Raw genomic sequence first — 22,211 nt, 5'->3', positions numbered from 1 at the left:
CGGGGACGATGTGCCAGTGCAAACGTTATTGGACAGGGGGAGTTGAGCGTTCGGTGACGGCTCGGTGGACAGTCGCTGGTTGTTGTCGACTGCTATTTTGCCGAACTTGTGGCGATGGGTTGGATGGGTTGTGACGTCCCCTCAGCCACCGTGCGACAGCTTCCTGACAAGGGGAGCTAGGACAATAAGGGCAAGCGGCTCAAGCCCGGCACAGGCCAAGAAGCAGAAACGGAGTGACCATGAACGAGATCGAGATGGCGAAGGTTCGCAAGGCTGCGGAGCGCGCGGACGCCGGAGGGTACCGGCGCGGGGGACTGAGCGCGTTCCGGCTCAAGGTGATCGGCGCCGTGTTCATGGCGCTGTCGGTCGCGTCCGTCACGCTCGTGCCGCTGATCTTCGGCGTTCCCACGGCCGACAACATGACCTCGCTCACCGTGGCCGTGGTGTGCGAGATCGCGTCGTGGTGCGCCGTGCCGATCTACGCGTGGCTGCTGTTCGACGGATGGCGTCACACGCGCAACCGTTGGCGGTACTGGGCGCAGCTGTTCGTCGCCGCGTCCGTGGCCGGCCTGCCGTACGACAAAATCATGACCGGTCAGTGGTTCGACGCGCGCACGCACAATCCGATGTGGGGACTCGTGTTCGCGTACATCGTGCTCGTCGCGGTCGACTGGATCGGGCGCAAGTACGCGGGCGCCGCGCGCTGGACGCTCACCGCGCTGGTGATTGTGGCCGGCGTGCTGTGGAATCTGCTGCTGCGTATCGGCGTGAGCCAGCAGGTGATGTACTCGGGCGTGATCACGCTTGCATTCGTGATGGTGTTCTATTTCCTGAACCAGCACGAGAACACGATGATGTTCACGGCCGGCCTGCTCGGCGCGGTTTCCTGCATCACGCCGGGCATCGGCGTCGCGTTCCTGCACTACCGCAACGGCCGCCTCGGTTATGCACGCCCGTGGACCAAGTGGGTGTTCTACGCGCTCTACCCCGCCATGCTGCTGGCGGGGGCGTTGCTGGTCTGACGCTCCGGCCTTGATGATCTGGTCTGATGATCCAGGTCGGTCTCTAGGAACTTGCGGACTGCAATCCCATTGATATGGAAGGCGGGCCGTTACCGGTGGTAAGCCGGTGACAACAAGACCGGTGCCGAGAATATCGAGCTTTGTTGTGGGCATAGACGGTACACTGCCGGGATTCGTGGGCATAGATGGTACATGAACGGACTGGAATGGGCCTGTTTGTGTACCGTCTATGCCCACGATCCGGCAAATGGCCCGTTTATACCCACGACTGGTGGGCGGTAATGGTCGGTCTATGCCCACGATTGGAATTCGTCTGTCGTCAAAGCCGGCAGACCGCCGGTATTATCCCGTCCATGCCCACACCGGCATTTTCGGCTGGGACCTTTCAGTGTTGTCTAGTCGTAGCGGATAGTTGACGCATGTGTCGGGGCATGGTTGACGGGACCTCTCAGTGTCCGTCGGACTCATTGTGGGCATACGCGGTACATCGGCCGGACGACCGCAAGTGGTGGGATCCCCGCATGGAGGCTCCCGCTCTTTTTCTGGTGGTGGCATCGCTTGTAATGGAATCGCGCTTTGCACGATGCTGTGCTTGTCGGCGGCTGCGCCGCGGACGCTCCCCCAGTCAGCCTGCGGCTGACAGCCCCCTCAGCCGAGGGGGCTTGCAAGGCGTGTTATAGGTTTCTACTTCAAGACCGTAGAACCACATGATGCTGGCGGAGCCTCGGCCCCCTCGGTTGAGGGGGCTGTCGACCGAAGGTCGACTGGGGGAGCGTCGCGGCACGTTAGTGCCGCTGACCAACACGGCATCGCGCGATAGCGCGATTCCGATACGACGGACATGCCAGTACATGCGCACCACAATGCGAAGAGATCACAAACGGGGCTTGCGGCGGATGGTTTCCGCCGCAAGCCCCGTTTCGCGTTGTTGGGAACGCTCAGTCGTCCAGATCGTAGGGGCGTCGGTGCCGCGCGGGACGAGCTGCGCCTCGACGATCTCGTATGGGTCGTCGAGCGTCTTGCCGTTGATGAGCTTGATCGCCTTGTTGGCGGCGGCGCGGCCCATCGCGTACGGATCCTGGCGCATGGTGGTCAGGTTGATCGTGTCGGCGTACGGGCTGTCGTCGAAGCCGATGATCGAATAGTCGCGCGGCGTGCGGTGGCCGTAGCGTTCGAGCTTGAGCACGAGCGGGATGGCCATCATGTCCATCTGGCAGCAGATTGCGTCCGGGAATTCGTCGAGCGAGAGCAGCGCGGACAGCGCGGAGTCGGCGAACGCCGGACCGCGCGGCACGGACAGGACCTCCCAGTTGAGGTCGTCGCGTTTCTTTTCGGCGTCCTGGCAGGCCAGCATGAAGCCGCGCGTGCGCGAATCGATGGAGGAGTCGAGGTTCGCGACGGCTTCGGAGCACGGGTAGACGATGTGTTTGTGGCCGAGGTTGATGAGATGCTGCGTCGCCTTGTACATGCCCTTTTCGTCGTCGATGCTGATCGTCGCGTCGAAGCCGTCGGACGAAGGCGTGTTGATGCCGATGATCGGCACCTTGAGTCGCTTGAGCTGGTCGACTTCGTGCGGGTCGATGGCGAACGATGCGACGAAGATTGCGTCGACGTTGCGTCGCACCGGCAGCTCGGTGAAGAACTCGTGGCGGTTCTGCGCGGTGTCGATGTGCTGGTACAGGGAGATGTCGTAGCCGTCGGGGTGCATGACGGATTCGATACCGGCGAACACCTGCGTGTTGAACCAGCTGGTGATCTCTTCGTTCATGAGCAGGGCGACGCGGTACGACTGGCCGGATTTGAGCGCGGTGGCGGAGCGGGAGATGTTGAAGTCGAGCTTGTCGGCGATTTCGAGGACCTTGCGGCGGGTCTTGATGGACACCAGCTCCGGACGCGTGAACGCTCGCGAAACGGTGGAAATGGAGACGCCCGCCTCCTTGGCGACGTCGTAAATGTCTGCTTGGGTCATAGTGCTCCTTTGAGGTTGTGAGCGCGTCCGCTCGGGCGGCAACGATGCTGTTCCAACTGCAAGATTGGTTCCATCATAGTGCATACGTTGGCAGATTGGTTGCCGTACAACGATTTTATTGCGCAAAAACCGTGAAAAATCGGGAAACGTGGGCGCGTCGCAGCCGGTTGTGCATGGCTTGGGCGGCCGATTTGCGCCGGTCGGCGGTGCGCCGGCGGTGTGCCGATGATGTGCTGATGATGTGCCAGCGGTCGGCCGGAGATGCTGCGGAATGCCGCGTAACGTCGCGTCGGCGCGGGTACCAGCACAGGTCCGACGTCGCGGAGACGCGTGCGGATACGTCGCGAAGACGGGCCGGCGATGATGCGCGGAAGGCGGCGTTGTGTGTGCGTTATCGCGGCTCGCGCGGGACGCCGATCCCGTTGCCGGATACGCCCTCGACGTGATATCCTTGGCATCGACTGCGAGATGCGAACGTAAGCAAGGGGCCTCGATGATAACGATGGCTTCTTTGCTGCCATGCGCGCAAACGTTGTCAAAGCAGGATGCTCAATGACGACATGACTCATCGAGCTCAAGGGCGAGAGTGAAAGGACACATATGGTCGTACGACAATTCAGTTCGTTCGCCAAACGCGTGGCCGCGACCGGCATCGCATTCGCGATGACCGCGGCCGGGCTCACCGCGCTGCCAGCGCAGGCCCAGCAGGCGGACGGCACGACCGCATCGACGGCAAACAGCACGACGGCCGCCGCGCAAGGCGGCGACGTCATCGCCATCGCGTTCCAGACCAACTGGAACTCCGTGGCCAAGGAGTGCACCGAAGTATACGGCCCCGAAGGCGTGAGCTACGTGCAGATCTCCCCGCCGATGGAAACCATCCAGGGCACCGAATGGTGGACCTCGTACCAACCGGTGAGCTACAAGTTCGACTCCAAGCTGGGCACCGAGGCTGAACTCAAGAACATGATCAAGGTGTGCAACGCGGCCGGCGTGCAGATCATCGCCGACGCGGTCATCAACCACACCACGGGCGTCGACCGCGGCGAGGGCACCGGCGTGGCCGGCAGCAAATTCGACGCGAACGGCGACTTCCCCGCAATTCCGTACACCAAAGAGAACTTCCACGACTGCGACAAGAACATCGGCGACTACACCAACGCCGACGAGGTCCAGAACTGCCGCCTGACCGGCCTGCAGGACCTCGACACCAGCCAGGAATACGTGCAGGACAAGCTCGCCGACTACATGAACCGTCTGCTCCAGCTCGGCGTCTACGGCTTCCGCGTCGACGCGGTCAAGCACATCGCCGCCGCCGACGTGGCCGCCATCAAGGCCAAGCTGGCCGAAAAGTCCGGCCGCAACGTCGACGACATCTTCTTCGAGCAGGAAGTCATCGGCAACGCGAGCGAGGCCGCCGCGATCCAGCCGATCAACTACGTCGGCAACGGCAAGGTCTCCGAATTCAACTACAACGCGCACCTGTCCGCCGCGTTCGCATCCGACATCACCAGCGACAGCAAGGGACTCGGCAAAATCGGCGGCACCGGCTGGCTCGACTCCGACCAGGCCGCAGTGTGGGTGACCAACTGGGACACCGAACGCAACTCGTCCGCGATCACGTACAAGAAGGGCTCCAAGTATCTGCTCGCGAACGCGTTCATGCTCGCGTACAACTACGGCCAGCCGCACATCTACTCCGGCTACTACTTCGACAATAACGACGACGGCGCGCCCGGCGCGACCGCGACCAGCGTGCCCGACATGACCTGCCCGACCGACGGCAAGATGACGCCGGGCACGTGGCAGTGCGCCGACCGCTGGACCGCGATCCGCGGCATGATCGGCTTCCACAACGCCGTCGCCGGCACCAGCGTGACCGACTGGAAGGCGTACGACAGCAACGTGCTCGGCTTCGGCCGCGGCAACGTCGGCTACCTCGCGCTCAACAACAGCGCCAAGGACTCCAAGCAGACGTTCAAGACGTCGCTGCCCGCCGGTGAATACTGCAACGTGTACGCGACCGGCGACTGCTCCGCAACCGTCACGGTCAAGGACGACGGCACGTTCGACGCGACGCTCGGCAAGAACTCGGCCATCGCGATCTACGCGGGTGCGACCAAGGACAAGTGGACCGGCACCGCCAAGTCCGACCCGTCCGACCCCGACCTGACCGTCAACGACGAGGCCGCCAAGGCCGCGACCGACACGAGCCGCACGATCTACTACAAGCTCCCCGACGGCTGGAAGCAGGCGTACCTGCACTACGGCATCAACAACTGGGCCGAACAGGGCCACGAGCTGATGGAAGACGCGGGCAACGGCTGGGTCAAGTACACGGTCGACCCGAAGGGCCAGTCGTTTGAATACGTGTTCACCGACGGCGGCTCCAACTGGGACAACCCGAACGGCGGCGGCAACTACACCGCGCAGGGCCACTGGACCGCGGTCGCGGACCACGAGGCCAGCGCCGGCGTGCCCTCCGACGTGCAGCAGTACCAGCCCAAGACCAAGGTCGTCGTGCACTACAAGCCCGCCGAAGGCGACAAGGTCGCCGATCGCGGCGTGTACATGTGGGGCACCGACAAGGACGGCAAGTCGCTCGCGGCCGGCTGGCACGCGTTCACCGGCGAGGACTCCTACGGCAAGGTGTTCGAAACCACCGTCGACGGTGCGTACGAGGCCGACAAGATCGGCGTGATCGTCACCACCGAAGGCTGGGACAAGGTCGGAGGCGACCGCCTGATTGACGGCTCCACCGGCACGGCCGAAATCTGGGTCGACGGATCCAAGCCCGACGAGACGCTCACCGCGGCTCCGGAAGGTTACAAGAAGACCGCAGACAAGATCAACGTGACCATCCACTACCATCGCCTCGCCGACGACTACACGAGCGAGGACGGCATGAAGGCATGGGACATCTGGGGCTGGGCCGACGGCGTCAACGGCGCCGCCTACCCGTTCACCGAGCACGACGACTACGGCCTGACCGCCAAGTACACGCTCAACGGCGGCGGCATGAGCGTGCCGCAGTTCATCGTCCGCTACGGCGGCGACGGCTGGGAAGCCAAGGACCCGGACGACAACAACCGCACCATCCCGCAGTCCGCCATCACCATGAACGACGACGGCACGGCCAACGCCGAAATCTGGCTCGTCCAGGGCGATCCGAAGATCTACACCAACGGCACGCTGTACGACGCCAAGGGCACGATCGTCTCCGCGCAGATGAGCGACTTCACGACCATCACCGCCAAGCTCAACAAGTCCATCGCGGCCGACGACCTCGCCTCCAAGGTGAGCGTCGGCGGCGCCGACGTCAAGGACGTGAAGGCCGACGGCAACACGCTGACCATCACCGTCAAGGGCGAGCTCGACGTGACCAAGGCGTACCAGGTGAGCGTTGACGGCTACGGCACGCAGAACGTCTCGCTCGGCGCGGTTGTGCGCTCCGACGCGTTCGACAAGAAGTACGCGTACGACGGCGACGACCTGGGCGCGAACTACACGGCCGAGAAGACCACGTTCAAGCTGTGGGCGCCGACCGCGACCAAGGTCACGCTGCGCCTGTACCAGGATTCGTCCAAGACCGACGCCGCCGCGACCAAGTCCGAAACGCTGGAGAAGTCCGGCGACAAGGGCGTGTGGTCGTTCGGCGTCAAGGGCGATCTCAAGGACTACGCCTACGACTACGAGCTCACGTTCGCCGACGGCACGGTCAACACGTCCCCCGACCCGTACGCGACCGCCGCTGTGGCCAACGGCGAGCGCTCCGTCGTGCTGTCCGAATCCGAGCAGGGCGACGCAGGCAAGCGCATGAAGTCGTTCAGCAAGCCGACCGACGCGATCGTCACCGAAGCGAACGTTCGCGACATGACGATCTCGCCGACCTCCGGCGTCTCCGCCGACAAGCGCGGCAAGTACCTCGGCTTCGTCGAGGAGGGCACCACGGTCGACGGCAAGAAGGGCGCGGCGTCCACCGGCATCGACTATCTCAAGTCGCTCGGCGTGACGCACGTGCAGATCATGCCCGTCTACGACTACGGTTCCGTCGACGAGACCGGCGACCTGAGCTACGGCGCCGACGGCGCGCAGAACTGGGGCTACGACCCGGTCAACTACAACGTGCCGGAAGGCTCCTACTCCTCCGATCCGAGCAACCCGAGCGCCCGCGTCAAGGAAATGAAGGAAATGGTCAAGGGCCTGCACAAGAACGGCCTGTACGTGGTGATGGACGTGGTGTACAACCACGTGTACAACGCCTCCACGCACGCGTTCGGCAAGACCGTCCCCGGCTACTACTTCCGCTACGACGCAAACGGCAACCTGACCAACGGCTCCGGCTGCGGCAACGACGTGGCCTCCGAACGCGCGATGGCCCGCAAGTACATCGTCGACTCGGTGACCTACTGGGCGAAGACGTACAACGTCGACGGCTTCCGCTTCGACCTCATGGGCCTGCTTGACCAGACCACCATGAAGCAGGTGCGCGCGGCGCTGGACAAGATCGATCCGAGCATCCTCGTCATCGGCGAAGGCTGGGACATGACCGACGCGATCGGCGACCAGGAGACCACTCAGCCCAACGCCAGCAAGGTGCCGGGCGTGGCGTTCTTCAACGACTCGCTGCGCGATGCGATCAAGGGTAGCGTGTTCTCCGACGAGGACACCGGTTTCGTGACCGGCAAGGCCGGCAAGGAGAACCTCATCGCGACCAACCTGCTCGGCTGCAACAACAAGCGCGACGGCATCGACGACACCGGACACTGCAACAACGGGTCCTCTGACACCGCGTACGCGGGCGCCGACCAGGTGGTGCAGTACGTCGAGATCCACGACAACCTCACGCTGTACGACAAGCTCGTCAAGAGCGCGGCCGGTGACAGCGAGGCGGTGCGTCTGGCGCGCGCCAAGCTCGCCGACTCGCTGATCCTGCTGTCGCAGGGCATCACCGACATGCAGTTCGGCCAGGAGTTCCTGCGCACCAAGGGCGGCAACGGCAACAGCTACAACGCGGGCGACAAGGTCAACGCGATCGACTGGAACCGCACCGTCGAGCAGGCCGACTCCGTCGCGTACGTGAAGGGCCTGATCAAGCTGCGCAAGTCGATCGCCGCGCTGCACCTGTCCGACTACGACGAGATCGCTAAGCACATGACCGTGCTGCAGCAGTCCGACGGCGTGGTCGCGTACCAGCTGACCGACGGCGACGACACGTACGTGGTCGCGTTCAACGCGAACGATGCCGCGGCGGCCGTGTCGGGCGTGCCGGAAGGCGCGTACGAGACGCTCGTCGCCGACGGCAAGGTCACGACGGACGGCGGCGCGAAGGTGACGGTCGGCGCGGACGGCAAGGCGAACGTCGGCGCGCTGTCGACGACCGTGCTCAAGAAGGCCGCGGCCGAGCCGACGCCGGATCCTGATCCGACGCCGACCCCCGACCCGGATCCGAACCCGACTCCGGAGCCGGACGAGCCGTCTGAACCCTCCAAGCCGTCCAAGCCGGCGGCCAAGACCGTGTCCGTGTACCGTCTGTACAACCCGCACTCCGGACTGCACCACTACACGGCCAACGCCAACGAAAAGAACCATCTGGTCAAGATCGGATGGAACTACGAGGGCGTCGCGTTCAAGCAGGCCGACAAGGGCACCCCGGTGTACCGCGCGTACAACCCGAATAACGGCAACCACCACTGGACCGCGAACAAGGGCGAATACACGATCCTGACCACCCGCTACGGCTGGCGTGCCGAGGGCATCGCCTGGTACCAGCCGAGCGATGGACAGACCACGGTGTATCGTGCATATAACCCTTCTAATGGGGAACATCTGTACACGACCAGCAAGTATGAGTACGACGTGATCACGTCCGCTCATCGCGGCTGGCGAGCCGAAGGCATCGCGTGGTACGGCCTGTGAGCTGACCTGATCGATGCCTGAAAGGGGCGCCCGGTTTCATCTGCCGGGCGCCCCTTTCGTATTTTCTGCGTGTTGCCGCGGTCTGCTGTGGACTGATGGGTTCTGACGCGCGGTTCTGAAAAAAGTTTGAAGAAGCGGGAATAAAAAGTTGCGTCGAAAAGTTGAGTGGTGTAGGCTCAAGTTTTGGAAAGCAAAACAGAGCGTCCTCGAGACGAGGGCGCCGGGCGGCCAACCGGGAAGTGCCGGCGGGCGGTTCGGGGTCCGAGACTTGAGCAAGAAACGTACAACGAACCAACTCAACAAAGGAGCAACATTATGGGACGTGCAGTAGGCATTGATCTGGGTACTACGAATTCCTGCATCGCCACGCTTGAAGGCGGCGAGCCGACCGTCATCGTCAACGCGGAAGGCGCGCGCACCACGCCGTCCGTGGTGGCGTTCAGCAAGTCCGGCGAAATCCTCGTCGGCGAGGTCGCGAAGCGTCAGGCCGTCACCAACGTCGAGCGCACCATCTCCTCCGTCAAGCGTCACATGGGCACCGACTGGACCGTCGAAATCGACGGCAAGAAGTGGACCCCGCAGGAGATCTCCGCGCAGATCCTCATGAAGCTGAAGAGGGACGCCGAGGCCTACCTCGGCGAGCCCGTCACCGACGCCGTCATCACCTGCCCGGCATACTTCAACGATGCTCAGCGTCAGGCCACTAAGGACGCCGGCAAGATCGCAGGCCTGAACGTTCTGCGTATCATCAACGAGCCGACCGCAGCAGCACTGGCCTACGGCCTCGAAAAGGGCAAGGAAGACGAGCGCATCCTGGTCTTCGACCTTGGTGGTGGCACCTTCGACGTGTCCCTGCTGGAGATCGGCAAGGACGACGACGGCTTCTCCACCATTCAGGTGCAGGCCACCAACGGCGACAACCACCTGGGCGGCGACGATTGGGATCAGAAGATCATCGACTGGCTGGTCTCCGAAGTCAAGAACAAGTACGGCGTTGATCTGAGCAAGGACAAGATCGCGCTGCAGCGTCTGAAGGAAGCCTCCGAGCAGGCGAAGAAGGAACTGTCTTCGTCCACCTCGACCTCCATCAACATGCAGTACTTGGCCATGACCCCCGACGGCACCCCGGTGCACCTCGACGAGACGCTCACCCGCGCCCACTTCGAGGAAATGACCTCCGACCTGCTCGGCCGCTGCCGCACGCCGTTCAACAACGTGCTGCGCGACGCGAACATCTCCGTGTCCGACATCGATCACGTGGTGCTCGTCGGTGGTTCTACTCGTATGCCGGCCGTCAAGGAGCTCGTCAAGGAGCTCACCGGCGGTAAGGAAGCTAACCAGTCCGTGAACCCGGACGAGGTCGTGGCCGTCGGCGCTGCTGTGCAGTCCGGCGTTATCAAGGGCGACCGTAAGGACGTCCTGCTGATTGATGTGACCCCGCTGTCTCTGGGCATTGAGACCAAGGGCGGCATCATGACCAAGCTCATCGACCGCAACACCGCCATCCCGACCAAGCGTTCCGAGGTCTTCTCCACGGCCGAGGACAACCAGCCGTCCGTGCTCATCCAGGTCTACCAGGGCGAGCGCGAGTTCGCTCGCGACAACAAGCCGCTGGGCACCTTCGAGCTGACCGGCATCGCACCGGCGCCGCGTGGCGTCCCGCAGATCGAGGTCACTTTCGACATCGACGCCAACGGCATCGTGCACGTGTCTGCCAAGGATAAGGGCACCGGCAAGGAGCAGTCGATGACCATCACCGGCGGCTCGGGCCTGCCGAAGGACGAGATCGACCGCATGGTCAAGGAGGCCGAAGCCCACGAGGCCGAGGACAAGAAGCGCAAGGAGGAGGCCGAGACCCGCAACCAGGCCGAGGCGTTCGCCTACCAGACCGAGAAGCTCGTCAACGACAACAAGGACAAGATTTCCGATGAGATCGCCAAGGAGGTCACCGACAAGGTCAACGCCCTGAAGGAGGCCCTGAAGGGTGAGGACATCGAGAAGATCAAGACCGCGCAGAGCGAGCTGATGACCGCCGCGCAGAAGATCGGCGAGGCCCTGTACTCGCAGCAGGGCGCGGCCGGCGCCGCGGGCGCTGCGTCCGGTGCCGGTGCGTCGGGCGCCGCCTCCAACGGTGGCGACGACGACGTGGTGGACGCCGAAGTCGTGGATGACGACGACAAGGACAACAAGTAAGGTTCCGTCCGATGGCTGAGTTCAACAAGGACGATTACCTGAACGACCTGCCGGACGCGGACGACTTGGCTGCTGGTGCGGCCAAGTCCGCCGCGGCCGGCTCGGCCGCCTCGACGGAGGGTTCGGCGAAGGCCGAGCAGCCGTCCTCGGCTCCCTCGACCGAGGAAGCGAAGCAGGCGGCCCCCTCCGAGTCTTCGAAGCCGGAGTCGACCGACAAGTCCGAGGATTCCAAGGATTCCGCCGCTTCCGCCGCTTCCGCCGACGCCGGCAAGTCCGCCGACGATACACTCACCCCGCTTGGCAAGGCCAAGAAGGAAGCCGCCGACTACCTCGAGGCGCTCCAGCGCGAGCGCGCCGAGTTCGTCAACTACCGCAACCGCGCCCAGCGCGAGCAGGAACGCTTCCGCCAGCACGGCATCATCGACGTGTTGACCGCGCTGCTGCCGGCCCTCGACGACATCGACCGCATCCGCGAGCACAGTGAGATGGACGATTCGTTCAAGGCCGTGGCCGCGAAGATCGACAAGGCGTTCGAGAAGTTCGGCGTCGAGAAGTTCGGCGAAAAGGGCGAGGAGTTCGACCCCACCAAGCACGAGGCGATCCTGCACAAGCCGGACGATTCGGCCGACAAGGACACCGTCGACACCGTGGTGGAAGCCGGCTACCGCATCGGCGACCGCGTCATCCGCGCCGCCCGCGTAGTCGTCGCCTCCCCCAAGAACTAATGCATATCGGCTCCCCCGCAAAACGGGGAGCCGACTTATATCAAGACTTTGAAAGGAGACATGAATGGCTGAGAATGAATGGCTGAGCAAAGACTTCTACAAAGTCCTTGGTGTCTCCAAGGACGCCAGCGACGCCGACATCACCAAGGCCTACCGCAAGCTGGCCCGCAAATACCATCCTGATCTGAACAAGACCAAGGAAGCCGAGGAGAAGTTCAAGGACATCTCCGAAGCGTACGACGTGCTCAACAACAAGGAAACCCGCCAGAAGTACGACGCGATCCGCCAGTTCGGCATGGGCGGCGCGCGCTTCGCCGGCGGCTCCGGCAACGGCGGATTCGACGCGTCCGGCTTCTCCGACGTGTTCGGTTCGATGTTCGGCAACGGCAACGGCGGCAACATCCGCTTTAGCACGAACGGCGGCGGCCCGACCAATCTCAACGACATCTTCTCCATGTTCGGCGGCGCGGCGGGCGCCGGCGCGGGCCGCGGCTACGCGCAGGGTAATCCGTACGCCGACTATCAGGCGGCTCCCGAACCGGAGAACGGCGAGGACCGCACGTCGAAGATCCGCCTGACGTTCCGCCAGGCCGTCAAGGGCGCCACCGTGTCCCTGAGCGTCGACGGCAAGAAGTTCAAGACGCATGTTCCGGCCGGCGTGAAGGACGGTCAGAAGATCCGCCTAGCTGGCAAGGGCAAGCCGGGTCGCAACGGCGGCAAGCCGGGCGACCTGTACCTGCACGTGAACGTCGCGGAGGACCCGAAGTTCACGATGAGCGGCCACGACCTGATCGTGGACCTGCCGGTGACGGTCGGCGAGGCCGTGGCCGGCGCGAAGGTCGAGATGAAGGATATCGACGGCGAACCGGTCACGTTCAAGGTGCCGGCCGGCTCGTCGAGCGGCACGGAGGTGCACGTCGCCGGCAAGGGCGTGAAGAACGGCAACGCGTTCGGCGACCTGATCGGCCGCGTGCAGATTCACGTCCCGGCCAAGCCCGGTCTGGGCCTGAAGCACGCCGCGAAGGAGTTCGACAAAGCGTCGGGCGATTTCGCGGCTGAGCTGGCCGAACAGCGGTGACTCATCCGTGAGGGAACGCCTTTCGTGGCGCTCCCGTGCGACGTGGAGCGTGACAGGGAGCGGTATGCTCCCTGTCACGCAAGGTGCAAACCTTTGGAATTTCAACGATTGTGGGGGGAGTGTCATAGAGGTGCATCTGCTCCCGGTCACGCTCCCGGTCACATTTATTGAGGGAACAATCGAACAAGGAGATGAGTGCTATGGCAAGAATCGCGCAGGAAGTTAAGCGCGCGTATGCCGCATGCGCGGCGGCGCTCGTCTCCAACCGGGCCGATCTTGATGCCGTGGATTCGCTGGGATTGAATGTGGAGCTGCCCGTGTTCGCCGTCGGTCAGGCGGCCGAACTCGCGGGCGTCCACCCGCAGACGTTGCGGCAGTACGATCGGCTTGGCCTGGTCGTGCCCAAGCGCACGGAAGGCGGTGCTCGCCGGTATACGCTGCGCGACATCGACCGGCTTGCGCAGGCGCAGCGGCTGAGCCAGGAGGAAGGCATCAATCTGGCCGGCATCACGCGCATCCTCTCGCTGCAGGAGGAGAACCGCCAGCTGCGCCGGCAGAACAAGCATCTGCGCCGTCGTCTCGAGGGCGACAGCGTGTTCGAGGCCGGCATGGACGGCGAGGTCGTCGAGGTGCGTCAGGCGAAGTCGCGCTTCTATCGCATTTGGCGTCGCGGCAGCGGCAAACCGCTGCAGATCACGGCCGGCCCGGCCGACGATGCCGAGCTCGTCCCCTCCGAAATCGTGCTTCTCGGCGACTGATTCCTCACCCCCTCGCCTCTCGCCTCCTTGCCGCCTCTTTTCACTGGAGGCAAATCACAGATTGAGCGGTGAATCGCGGTTGCGGCGACGGTTTTTCTTCGTATTGAGCGGTGAACTTTCCTCAATAATGGTCGATTATCGATTCGATAAACCCCGTTGCCGCCTGTTGTCGGCCGAACGCGGGGGCAGGGCGCCGCTCAATGTGCAGAAAGCCCTCGGCGGGCTGCCATATTCACCGCTCGATTTACGAAAAGACTTCCAAAATGACTGGTTCTGACTGGTTCGATGTTGCAACAAAGCTGCACGGAAACGACATCGTGCGCGGTGCGCTCGTCCGCAAGGTTTGATGTGATAGATGCGGATATCAAACCGGTTATCGGCAGGCCGGGCCGGTCGCCGAACTGACGGAAAGGCATGTGACGATGCTGCTCAAAGCTGTGTTCTGGGATATGGATGGCACGCTGATCGACTCCGAACCGTATTGGCATCAGGGTGAACTGGAGATCGCCAAGGCGCACGGCGGCTACTGGGATCTGGACCTCGCATGGGCCGGCTCTGGCACTCCGGTTCCGCAGGTCGCTCAGCGCATGGTCGAGCACGGCTGCCAGCTATCGGTCGAGGAGATCGGCAAGGGCATGATCGACTATGTCGCGAAGGCCGAGGCCGCGCACATGCCGTGGATCGACGGCGTGACCGACGTGCTCGAATCGCTCGTCGCGGCCGGCATCCCGTCCGTTCTGGTCACCACGTCGCCGCGTCACCTGGCGCAGGGGCTGGTCGATCAGGCGCCGAAGGGCGCGTTCGCGGGCTTTATCTGCGGCGACGACGACGTGGAGAAGAAGCCGTCCCCGGAACCGTATCTGGCCGCGGCCAAGCTGTTGGGCATTGCACCGGAGGACATGAAGTACTGCGTGGCGCTCGAGGATTCGATGAGCGGCCTCAAGTCGGCGGCCGCGTCGGGCGCGACGCTGATCGCGCAGACCGGCTACATCAACACGGACACGTCGAACGGCCCGCAGTTCGCGTCGATCAGCTCGTACGCGGGCGTGACTGCCGAGACGCTCGACGGTTACGTGCGCCAGCGCGTGGGGGAGTGATTCCACGGCGGCGGACGCCGGTTGTACATGTTGCGGGTGTGACGCTCTCCCAGTCATGCTTCGTGTGACAGCCCCCTCAGCCGAGGGGTCGAAGTCTTTAAAAGTGTGTCTTGGCCGCTGATTTGCCGCTGGTTTCTACCGGCGGGGGAGTAGGCTGGGTAGGGAACATACCCCACGTCACAGGGAGGCGTATCATGGCTGGTTTCGATCTGGGCGACGGCCTGCGCAAGGTATTTCTGGCGGGCGTCGGCGCCCTTGCCACCACGGTGGAGAAGAGCCAGGAGATCGTTGACGATCTCGTCAAGAAGGGCGAACTGACCGTCGAACAGGGCAAGGCGCTGAACACCGAGCTCAAGCGCAAGGCGGCCGAAGTCAAGGAGGAGTCCGAGAAGAAGGACGCCGCCGCGACCGGTTCCGCCGACGGTGAGGCCAAGGCCGAGTAAGGCCGAATAGTTGGCCAACACCACCACGGACACGGGAGCCGAATGGTCGGGGGAGCGTCTGGAAACCCTCGACCTGTTCGGTCCCCGTCGTGATGTTTTTTCCGAGCGCTATCACCTGACCCGGTGGGGCAAGGCGAAGCGTCTCGCCCAAATCGCCGGCATTGCGCGCCAATTCGACGTGGCGCACGGGCTCACGCCGGTCAAGATGCGCCTCATGCTCGAGGCGCTCGGCCCGACCTTTGTGAAGGTCGGCCAGATTCTGTCGATGCGCTCCGAAATGCTGCCGCAGTCGTTCTGCGACGAGCTGGCGAAGCTGCGCGCCGACGCCGACCCGATGCCGTACGAGACCGTGCTGGAAACGCTGTCGCACGAGTACGGCCGTCCGGTCGAGGAGATATTCGAGCACATCGACGCGACGCCGCTTGGTTCCGCGTCGCTCGCGCAGGTGCACCGGGCCACGCTCGTCACCGGCGAGGACGTTGCGGTCAAGGTGCAGCGGCCGGGCGTGCGCGAGACGATGGCGCAGGACGTGTCGATCATGCGCTCGATCGCCAAGGTTGCGACGAAGGTCGTATCGACCGCGCAGGTCGTCGATCTCGGCGGCGTGGTCGAGGAACTGTGGGACACGTTCGAATCGGAGACGGACTTTCTCGTCGAAGCGCGCAATCTGGCCGAATTCAAGCGGTTCTGCGCGCCGTACAAGTACATGGACTGCCCCAAGCCGTACATGGACCTGTGCACCGAGCACGTGGTCGTCATGGACTACGTCGAGGGCATTTCCGTGTCCCATCCGGACCGTCTGATCGCGGCCGGCTACGATCTCAAGGAGATCGGCACCAAGCTCGTCGACAACTACGCGACGCAGGTGCTCGACGTCGGTTTTTTCCACGCCGACCCGCACCCCGGCAACATCATGGTTTCGGGCGGGCAGATCGTGCTGCTTGATCTCGGCATGACCGGCCGGCTCAACTCGACCACTCGTTCGGTCATGAAGCAGATGATCTTCGCCGTCGCCAAACAGGACTCCCCGTCGCTGGCGGACGGCCTGCTGCGCTTCGCCGGCGCGGACGCGGATCCGGCCGACTATCCGGCGCTGCTCGCCGATCTGGACACGATCGTCGCCGAATACGGCAACGTCGACCTGTCCGATCTGGACATCGCCGCATTCATCACCGCGCTCACGCAGCTCGCGCAGCGGCACGGGATCGAAGTGCCGAGCACGGTCACGACGGTCGGCCGCGCGCTCGTCACGCTCGAGGGTCTACTTGACGAGTTCATCCCCGACGTGAACATGATCGAGATCATTTCGAAGCATATCGCGACGAGCAAATCGCCCAAGCAGGCGGCGCGCGACGAGATCGAAACGCTCGGCATCGAGGGGCATCAGGCGCTGCACGGCCTGCTCAACGCGCTCACCGAGTCGAAGACGGCGGCGCGCATGCTCACGCGTGGCCAGCTGCGCGTGAACGTGGAGCTGATCGGCGCGGAGGAGCCGATGAACAAGCTTTCCGACATGGTGAACCGCCTGACGATGGCGCTGATCGTGGTTGGCCTGTTCGTCGGTTCGTCGATCGTGTACTTCGCCGGCATGAAGCCGATCATCTTCGGCATTCCGGTGGTCGGTTTCATGGGCTACGTGGTCGCGTTCGTGCTGTCCGTGTGGATCGTGTTCGACATCAACTTCAAGGGCCGCAAGAAGAAGCGGTGAGCGGCCGGCTCAGCCGCTCTGGCGCTCGAAGATGCGGCCGGAGCTTTCGAGCGGGGTGCGGCGGGCTTCCTCGGTGGACTCGCGCACGATCATCGGGCATTCGATCGTGGTGACGCCGTGGTGCGGGCGTCCGGCCAGTGCGTCGAGCAGGAACTGCGCGGCCGTCTTGCCGATCATGGCGATGTTGTTGTCGAACGTGGTGAGCGTCGGGTGCGCGTTCGCGGCGAACACGTACCAGTTGTCGTGGCCGATGACGGCGACGTCCTGTGGCACGCGTTTGCCGGCGGCGAGCAGTCCGCGCACGGCCCCGCGCGCGATTTCGTCGCTGAGCGCGTAGATCGCGTCCAGATGCGGGTGCCGGTCGAGCAGCACCCGCGCCGCGCGCTCGCCCCACTCCTCGCTCCACGCGTCGAACAGCACGTCGACCGGGCTGAAATCGTAGATCGAGAACGTCTGCCAGGCGCCGCGCGCGCGGTCCTTCGCGGCTTGGAAATCCTCCGGTCCGGCGATGATCGCGATGTAGCGCCGGCCGAGGCTGAGCAGGTATTCGATCGCCTGCGCGCCCGCGCCGACGTTGTCGCACACAATGCTGCAGTCGTTCGGATCGCGCGACGGATCGTACGTGTAGATGACCGGCAGTCCCATCGTCGTCTGCGGGTCGAGCGGCGGGCGCGCGTTGGTCGTGTTGCCGACGACGATCAGCCCGTCCACGCCGTGTGCGGCGAGCCGGTCGATATGGCTTTTTTCGAGCGCGGGCCGACCGTGCGAGCTCATAAGCAACGCGGCGTGGTTCGATGCGCCGAGCGTGCTTTCCGCGCCGGTGAGCAGTGGCAGCGAGAAGCGGCCGTTGTAGTCGGACGTGATGAGGCCGACGAGTCCGGAGCGTTGGCGCTGCTGCCGGCCGCGTTCGGTCGGGGTGCGATAGCCGAGACGCTCGGCCGCGTCGATGACCGCGCGCTGCGTGGCTGCGGAGACGCGGTCGGTGCGATTGAGCGCTTTTGACGCGGTGGCGATGGATACGTTGGCAATGCGTGCCACGTCGGAGAGCGTCGGTTTGGTCGTGGTTCGCGACGAGGTCGGCGCTGTGTGTGCGGCGCGGCGTGTCGGTTGCGATTGCTGCGTTGACGCGGTGTCCATGATACGAAAGTGTATGCGAAATTTTCGCATTCGCAAGACCTTGAATCGGGTCAAGCAGTGGTTTTTTAGTATTGCTGTGCAATCGATCAAGGAGTCGCGCGGGACGCGATCGCATTGCAGCAGGTCCCGCCGCTCCGCATAAGAGAACACGAAGCCAGCAGCCAATCAGTGTGGAAAGGAAGAGCCATGAGCCAGCATGTCACGGTTACTTCGCCGTTCTGGAAGCGTTACCGTGAGAACGTTGCCAAAGAGGTGATCCCGTACCAGTGGGCCGTCATCAACGACGAGCAGAAGATCGACATCCCGCGCGACCCGTCCGGCGCGAAGCAGGACATCGACTACCACTACAGCCGCGCCGTGCGCAACCTGCGCATCGCCGCCGGCGACGAGGAAGGCGAGTTCAAGGGCTTCGTCTTCCAGGATTCCGATGTGTACAAGTGGCTCGAGGAAGCCGCGTACGCGCTCGCCTACGAGCCGGACGAGCAGCTCAAGGAACTCTGCGATAAGCTCGTCGACCTGATCGCCCGCGCCCAGCGCGAGGACGGCTACCTCGATACCCCGTACATCATCAAGTCGGGCGCGTTCGCCAACCGCGAGCGCTTCACGCAGATCCAGCAGTCCCACGAAATGTACGTGATGGGCCACTACATCGAGGCCGCCGTCGCGTACTTCGAAGTCACCGGCAACCAGCAGGCGCTCGAAGTCGCCGAAAAGATGGCCGGCTGCCTCGCCGCCAACTTCGGCGAGGAGGACGGCAAGATCCCCGGTGCCGACGGCCATCCGGAGATCGAGCTCGCGCTCTCTCGCCTGTACGAGGTCACGCACAAGCAGCAGTACCTCGACCTCGCCAAGTTCTTCATCGACGTGCGCGGCAAGGATCCGAGCTTCTACGACAAGCAGAACGCGAAGATCGGCGACGGCTCGACCGACATCTTCCCGCAGATGCGCGGCTGGACGCACGAGTACACGCAGACCGCGCGTCCGATCCGCCAGCAGCAGACCGCCGAAGGCCACGCCGTGCGCGTCGGCTACATGCTCACCGGCGTCGCGCACGTAGCGCGCCTGACCGGCGACAAGGAACTCGAGGAAACCGCCAAGCGCCTGTGGCACAACATCGTCACCAAGCGCATGTACATCACCGGCGGCGTCGGCTCCACGCACGTCGGCGAGGCGTTCACCTACGACTACGACCTGCCGAGCGACACCATGTACGGCGAAACCTGCGCGTCCGTCGCCATGAGCTTCCTCGCGCGCCAGATGCTCGAGCTCGAGACGCGCGGCGAGTATGCTGACGTGCTCGAGAAGGAGCTGTTCAACGGCTCTATCGCCGGCATCGCGCTCGACGGCAAGCACTTCTACTACGTGAACGCGCTCGAGGCCGACCCGGAGGCCACCGAGCACAACCCCGACCGCTACCACGTGCTCATGCACCGCGCCGAATGGTTCGGCTGCGCCTGCTGCCCGGCCAATATTGCCCGTCTCATCGCATCTGTGGACCGCTACCTGTACACCGTGCACGAGGACCGCCGCGAGATCGTCGCCCACCAGTTCATCGCGAACGACGCCGAGTTCTTCGACGGCGTGAAGGTCTCGCAGAAGTCGAACTTCCCGTGGGACGGCCACATCGAATTCACCGTGACCGTGCCGGAAGGCGTCGACCCGGTGAAGTTCCTCGTGCGCATCCCGAGCTGGTCCGCCTCCAAGCATGAGATGACCGTGAACGGCGAGGACGCGCGCCGCCTGCCGGTCGTCGACGGATTCGTGACGGTCGCCGCGGCCGCCGGCGAGACGACGACCGTGACGCTCGACCTCGACATGGCCGTCAAGTTCATGCGCTCGAAGACGCTGGTCCGCCACGACATCGGCAAGATCGCCGTGATGCGCGGCCCGATCGTGTTCTGCGCCGAGGAGACCGACAACACGGCACCGCTGTGGAACTACCACATCGCCAGCCACGACGCATCCCGCGCCAAGGCCGAATACCACTTCGGCGAGCTCGACGGCGTGGAGGTCATCACGATCCCGGCCACCAAGCGCACGCACGACGGCGAGGACTTCCCGCTGTACGCGGACGTCGAGGAGCATCCGGTCGGGGAGAAGTCCTACGACCTGAAGCTCATCCCGTACTACGCGTGGGCCAACCGCGAAATCGGCCAGATGCAGGTCTGGTTCGACTCGGACTTCTGATCTTTCCTCTCGGCCACCTCGGCTGAGGGGGCTGTCAGCGAAGCTGACTGGGGGAGCATTGACGCCATGACGTATCGGGTGCGACTACCCCTCAGTCCGCTACGCGGCCAGCTCGTCCTGCAATTACGGACGGGCTAAAGCCCGCGCTTTACCGGCTCGCCTGTCGGCTCGCACGTTGCCTGCAAACAGCTCTGCTGTTTGCTTCACGGCAACGTCCTGACAAGGGGAGCCGAGAGGCTTGCATTTTTCACCAATCAACGAAGAAGGAACAACAATCATGAGTGCTGCAACTCAGGACGCTTCCGCAGTGAAGCTTTCCACGAAGGAGAAGATCGCCTACTCCTTCACCGACATGGCCGGCAACCTGCTGTACGTGACGATTTCGTCGTACATCATGTACTTCTACACCAACGTCTTCCACATCCCGGCGGCCGGCGCGCTGGGCGCGGCGACCATCCTGCTCGTCGCCCGCTTCGCCGACGCGATCTCCGCCATCGTGTGGGGCTCCATCGTCGACCACACCAACACCAAGTGGGGCCAGTCCCGCCCGTGGTTCCTGTGGCTGTGCGTGCCGTTCGCGGTCACCGTGTGGATCGCGTTCACCGCGCCGAGCCTGCCTGAAGGCGCCCCGAAGTTCGCGTACGCGCTGATCACCTACATCCTGGCCGCCGGCGCCGTCTACACCGGCATCCAGACCCCGATCACCGCCATCCTGCCGAACCTCACCTCCGACCCGACCGAGCGTAACAACGCCAACTCCTTCCGCATGGCCGGCGGCCAGATCGGCTCCTTCATCACCTCGTCCTTCACCATCCCGCTGGTCGGCGTCTTCGGTGCCATGGTCGGCGGCGGCGACAAGGCCGGCTTCATGATCGTCACCGCGATCTGGGGCGTTATCGCCATCGCACTGCTCCTGTTCTCCTTCAAGAACCTCAACGAGCGCAACTACCACCCCGAACTCAACAAGCCGATCCCGCTGAAGGACTCCTTCAAGGCCGCCAAGGGCAACTGGCCGTGGATCATCCTCGTCGTCGCGTTCGTGATCTACTGGGTTGCCCAGTCCACCCGTAACGGCGTGTCCACCTACTACGCGCAGTACGTGCTCAACAACCGCAACCTGACCTCGCTGTTCAACGGCGTGCAGGTCCTCGGCCTGCTCGGCACCATCGCCATGCCGATCATCGCCAACAAGACCAAGAACAAGACCCTGACCATGATCATCGGCCTCGTCATCGGCGGCGTCGGCCAGGCCCTCATGCCGCTCGCCGGCACCAACGTCCCGCTGCTCGTCATCTTCTGGACCATAGGCGTCTTCGGCGCGGCCATCGCCATCGGTATGCCGTTCGGCATGCTTGCCGACACCGTCGACTACGGCGAGTGGAAGACCGGCGTGCATGCGGCCGGCTTCCTGACCGCCGTCGGCTCCGCGTTCTGCATCCAGGTCGGCTCCGGCTTCGGCGCGTTCCTGCCGCTCGAAATCATGGGCGCGGCCGGCTACGACGCGACCAAGGACGTGCAGTCCCAGTCCGCTCAGGACGCGATCAGCTTCTGCTTCATCTGGCTGCTGGTCATTGTCTACATCATCGTCGGCGTGATCATGTGCTTCTACCGCAAGTACGAAAAGATGGAGCCGCAGATCAAGGCCGAGCTGGCCGAGCGCCACGCTAAGGCGCTCGCCGCGGAAGGCAGGTGATCGCCCGCTGATCCGATAACGTACCTTCTTTCTTTCTCCTTTCTCCTGTGCGAAGGCCCCTCCCGTTGGTTCGGGAGGGGCCTTCGCTTGTTTGTGTTGTGCGGGGTGCGAATGCTGTGCGGGGTTGTACGGTGATATGGGCTTCGGCGCGGGATCCGGTGCATGAAAGCCGCTATGCGCGGCATGTCAGATGGTTCTTCGGAGAATTTCCCCGCTGAGGGGCTTCTCTGCGGGGTGGTTTTCCGATGTTCTGGCGACTTTGCCTCGCCGAGGGTGCTGAGC

General features: G+C 63.8%; 13 protein-coding genes. 11 read left to right on the top strand and 2 right to left on the bottom strand.

Features of this window, described 5'->3' with window-relative positions; translation table 11 throughout:
- Positions 1 to 239 precede the first annotated feature (239 nt).
- Positions 240 to 1,022: a TraX family protein gene (locus BBIA_RS10470; protein ID WP_033492624.1), complete on the top strand. Its 783-nt coding sequence runs from the start codon at positions 240 to 242 to the stop codon at positions 1,020 to 1,022.
- 874 nt (positions 1,023 to 1,896) lie between these two features.
- Here BBIA_RS10470 and BBIA_RS10465 read toward each other — a convergent pair.
- Complete coding sequence (locus BBIA_RS10465; RefSeq protein WP_051923983.1) at positions 1,897 to 2,991, bottom strand: LacI family DNA-binding transcriptional regulator; 1,095 nt, start codon at positions 2,989 to 2,991, stop codon at positions 1,897 to 1,899.
- Between the two features lie 600 nt (positions 2,992 to 3,591).
- Here BBIA_RS10465 and pulA point away from each other — a divergent pair.
- From pulA to BBIA_RS10425, 8 genes are all read left to right on the top strand, one after another.
- Positions 3,592 to 8,910 carry a type I pullulanase gene (gene pulA / locus BBIA_RS10460; RefSeq protein WP_238548498.1) on the top strand — a complete coding sequence of 1,773 codons (5,319 nt, stop codon included), beginning with the start codon at positions 3,592 to 3,594 and terminating at the stop codon, positions 8,908 to 8,910.
- A gap of 315 nt (positions 8,911 to 9,225) precedes the next feature.
- Entirely contained in the window at positions 9,226 to 11,103 is a 1,878-nt protein-coding gene (dnaK, locus tag BBIA_RS10455) for a molecular chaperone DnaK (RefSeq protein ID WP_033492623.1), read from the top strand.
- A gap of 11 nt (positions 11,104 to 11,114) precedes the next feature.
- The gene (gene grpE / locus BBIA_RS10450) at positions 11,115 to 11,828 is read left to right on the top strand and encodes a nucleotide exchange factor GrpE (protein WP_033492621.1); all 714 of its coding nucleotides are present in this window, start codon (positions 11,115 to 11,117) and stop codon (positions 11,826 to 11,828) included.
- A 64-nt stretch (positions 11,829 to 11,892) separates the two neighbouring features.
- Positions 11,893 to 12,906: a DnaJ C-terminal domain-containing protein gene (locus BBIA_RS10445; RefSeq protein WP_033492619.1), complete on the top strand. Its 1,014-nt coding sequence runs from the start codon at positions 11,893 to 11,895 to the stop codon at positions 12,904 to 12,906.
- A gap of 200 nt (positions 12,907 to 13,106) precedes the next feature.
- Positions 13,107 to 13,664 (top strand): heat shock protein transcriptional repressor HspR, encoded by a 558-nt coding sequence (locus BBIA_RS10440; RefSeq protein ID WP_033492617.1) that lies wholly within the window; start codon positions 13,107 to 13,109, stop codon positions 13,662 to 13,664.
- A gap of 422 nt (positions 13,665 to 14,086) precedes the next feature.
- Positions 14,087 to 14,761, top strand: a complete 675-nt coding sequence (locus tag BBIA_RS10435; protein WP_033492614.1) for an HAD family hydrolase — start codon at positions 14,087 to 14,089, stop codon at positions 14,759 to 14,761.
- A 194-nt stretch (positions 14,762 to 14,955) separates the two neighbouring features.
- A complete protein-coding gene (locus BBIA_RS10430; RefSeq protein WP_033492611.1) occupies positions 14,956 to 15,204 on the top strand; it encodes a phasin family protein in 249 nt (82 codons plus the stop codon).
- Between the two features lie 58 nt (positions 15,205 to 15,262).
- On the top strand, positions 15,263 to 16,912 hold the full coding sequence (locus BBIA_RS10425; RefSeq protein ID WP_152600489.1) for an ABC1 kinase family protein: 1,650 nt from the start codon (positions 15,263 to 15,265) through the stop codon (positions 16,910 to 16,912).
- A gap of 9 nt (positions 16,913 to 16,921) precedes the next feature.
- Here BBIA_RS10425 and BBIA_RS10420 read toward each other — a convergent pair whose 3' ends face one another.
- Positions 16,922 to 17,950: a LacI family DNA-binding transcriptional regulator gene (locus BBIA_RS10420; RefSeq protein ID WP_033492799.1), complete on the bottom strand. Its 1,029-nt coding sequence runs from the start codon at positions 17,948 to 17,950 to the stop codon at positions 16,922 to 16,924.
- Between the two features lie 285 nt (positions 17,951 to 18,235).
- Between BBIA_RS10420 and BBIA_RS10415 the strand changes: the two genes are divergently transcribed.
- Positions 18,236 to 20,236, top strand: coding sequence for a glycoside hydrolase family 127 protein (locus tag BBIA_RS10415; RefSeq protein WP_033492610.1), 2,001 nt, complete (start codon positions 18,236 to 18,238; stop codon positions 20,234 to 20,236).
- A 277-nt stretch (positions 20,237 to 20,513) separates the two neighbouring features.
- The gene (locus tag BBIA_RS10410) at positions 20,514 to 21,929 is read left to right on the top strand and encodes an MFS transporter (protein WP_033492608.1); all 1,416 of its coding nucleotides are present in this window, start codon (positions 20,514 to 20,516) and stop codon (positions 21,927 to 21,929) included.
- The last annotated feature ends 282 nt before the right edge of the window (positions 21,930 to 22,211 follow it).

Source organism: Bifidobacterium biavatii DSM 23969 (assembly GCF_000741165.1).
Lineage (GTDB): Bacteria > Actinomycetota > Actinomycetes > Actinomycetales > Bifidobacteriaceae > Bifidobacterium > Bifidobacterium biavatii.
Note: the sequence above shows the minus strand (reverse complement) of the source record. Positions and strands in the feature narration are given on the sequence as shown.

What these genes read in the sequence shown, in the direction of transcription:
- BBIA_RS10440 (WP_033492617.1), top strand. Translation starts at nt 13,107, where the DNA reads ATGGCAAGAATCGCGCAGGAAGTTAAGCGCGCGTATGCCGCATGCGCG.
- BBIA_RS10410 (WP_033492608.1), top strand. Translation starts at nt 20,514, where the DNA reads ATGAGTGCTGCAACTCAGGACGCTTCCGCAGTGAAGCTTTCCACGAAG.
- BBIA_RS10435 (WP_033492614.1), top strand. Translation starts at nt 14,087, where the DNA reads ATGCTGCTCAAAGCTGTGTTCTGGGATATGGATGGCACGCTGATCGAC.
- pulA (WP_238548498.1), top strand. Translation starts at nt 3,592, where the DNA reads ATGGTCGTACGACAATTCAGTTCGTTCGCCAAACGCGTGGCCGCGACC.
- BBIA_RS10445 (WP_033492619.1), top strand. Translation starts at nt 11,893, where the DNA reads ATGGCTGAGAATGAATGGCTGAGCAAAGACTTCTACAAAGTCCTTGGT.
- BBIA_RS10470 (WP_033492624.1), top strand. Translation starts at nt 240, where the DNA reads ATGAACGAGATCGAGATGGCGAAGGTTCGCAAGGCTGCGGAGCGCGCG.
- BBIA_RS10465 (WP_051923983.1), bottom strand. Translation starts at nt 2,991, where the DNA reads ATGACCCAAGCAGACATTTACGACGTCGCCAAGGAGGCGGGCGTCTCC.
- grpE (WP_033492621.1), top strand. Translation starts at nt 11,115, where the DNA reads ATGGCTGAGTTCAACAAGGACGATTACCTGAACGACCTGCCGGACGCG.
- dnaK (WP_033492623.1), top strand. Translation starts at nt 9,226, where the DNA reads ATGGGACGTGCAGTAGGCATTGATCTGGGTACTACGAATTCCTGCATC.
- BBIA_RS10415 (WP_033492610.1), top strand. Translation starts at nt 18,236, where the DNA reads ATGAGCCAGCATGTCACGGTTACTTCGCCGTTCTGGAAGCGTTACCGT.
- BBIA_RS10430 (WP_033492611.1), top strand. Translation starts at nt 14,956, where the DNA reads ATGGCTGGTTTCGATCTGGGCGACGGCCTGCGCAAGGTATTTCTGGCG.